General features: G+C 76.0%; 2 protein-coding genes. Both read left to right on the top strand.

Translation table 11 applies throughout. From position 1 onward, the window contains the following. Positions 1 to 1189, top strand: a 1189-nt coding sequence (locus DQW85_RS23345; protein WP_162795282.1) for an ADP-ribosylglycohydrolase family protein, incomplete at its 5' end; no start/stop codon positions are given. Beyond that, positions 1186 to 1645 (top strand): PfkB family carbohydrate kinase (locus tag DQW85_RS23340; protein WP_240197372.1); only part of this gene is annotated, 460 nt, incomplete at its 3' end. The genes DQW85_RS23345 and DQW85_RS23340, both read left to right, overlap by 4 nt.

Raw genomic sequence — 1645 nt, 5'->3', positions numbered from 1 at the left:
GTCAGGGCCGGGCGCGCCGATGCTCAGGCCGCTCGCCGAGGAGCTGCTCGACGAGCTGGCCGCCATCCCGTCGCCGCTCGACGAGCCCACCGACCTGGACGCCGTCATCGCCGCCACGCCCGCCTGGCCCGCCGCCCCGGAGGAGCGGCCGGCGGTGGACCCCGAACGGGTGCTGGGCGCGTGGCAGGGCAGGGCCGCGGGGTGCGTGCTGGGCAAGCCCGTGGAGAAGATCCCCAGGCCCGGCATCAGGGAGATCGCCGAGGCCACCGGCAACTGGCCCGTCCGGCGCTGGTTCACCGCCGAGGGCCTGCCCCGGGACGTCGCCGAGCGCTGGCCGTGGAACGGGCGCGGCGCCGCCAACTCGCTGGCCGAGAACATCGACGGCGTCCCCGAGGACGACGACCTCAACTACCCGCTGATCGCCCTCACGGTCCTGGAGCGCCACGGCCGCGGCTTCACCACCGACGACGTGGCCCGGCTCTGGCTCGACGAGCTGCCCGCCGGCCGCACGTTCACCGCCGAGCGCGTCGCCTACCGCAACCTGCTGTCCGGCATCGAGCCGCCCCGGACCGCCGCCCACCGCAACCCCTTCCGCGAGTGGATCGGCGCGATGATCCGGGCCGACGTCTACGGCTGGGCGAACCCCGGCGATCCGGCCGCCGCCGCGGCGCACGCCTGGCGCGACGCCCGGCTCACCCACACGGCCAACGGCGTGTACGGGGCCATGTTCGCCGCCGCCATGTGCGCGCAGTCGCTGGTCGCCGCCTCAGCCGAGGAGGTGGTCGCCGCCGGCCTCTCCGTGGTGCCGCCCGGCTCGCGCCTGCACGAGGCGGTGCGCGGGGCGGCCGAGGACGCCTCGGTCGAGCGCGACTTCGAACGGGTCGCCGACCGGCTGCACGAGCGGCACGGCCACCTGCACTGGGTGCACGCGGTCAACAACGCCGCTCTCGTCGCCGCCGCCCTCATCCACGGGGCGGGAGACTTCACCGCCACCATCGCCGGGGCCGTCGCCGGGGGCTGGGACACCGACTCGGCCGGAGCCACCGCCGGCTCCATCGCCGGAGCGCTGAACGGCGGCGTCCCCGCCCGGTGGACGATGAGGAACACCCTGGCCAGCAGCCTGACGGGGTTCGACGGCATCGGGCTGGACGAGCTGGCCCGCCGTACCCAGGAGATGATGAAGGCATGATCTCGGTCTTCGGCAGCGCGAACATGGATCTCGTCGCGTACGTGTCCCGGGCCCCGCGCCCGGGTGAGACGGTCACCGGGCGGATGTTCCGCACCGTGCCCGGGGGGAAGGGCGCCAACCAGGCGATCGCGGCGGCCCGCGCGGGCGCCGAGGTGGAGTTCCTCGGCGCCGTCGGCGACGACGGGTTCGGCGCGGAGATCCGCGGCACGCTGGCGGCGGCCGGGGTGAGCGTCGAACGCCTGCGGCAGGTGCACGGGCCGAGCGGCATCGCGCACATCGTGGTGGACGACGACGGCGGCAACTCGATCATCGTGGTGCCCGGCGCGAACGGCGCCGTCACGGCCCCGGACGCGGGCGACCGGGGCGTGATCGCGGCCTCGCGCGCCCTGCTGCTCCAGCTCGAACTCCCCATGGAGGCCGTCGTCGGCGCCGCGCGGGCGGCCCGCGAGGCGGGCG

This window comes from Nonomuraea lactucae (genome assembly GCF_003313395.1).
Taxonomy (GTDB): Bacteria; Actinomycetota; Actinomycetes; order Streptosporangiales; family Streptosporangiaceae; genus Nonomuraea; species Nonomuraea lactucae.
The sequence above is the reverse complement of the archived record's forward strand: the minus strand, read 5'-3'. Positions and strand labels throughout refer to the sequence as shown.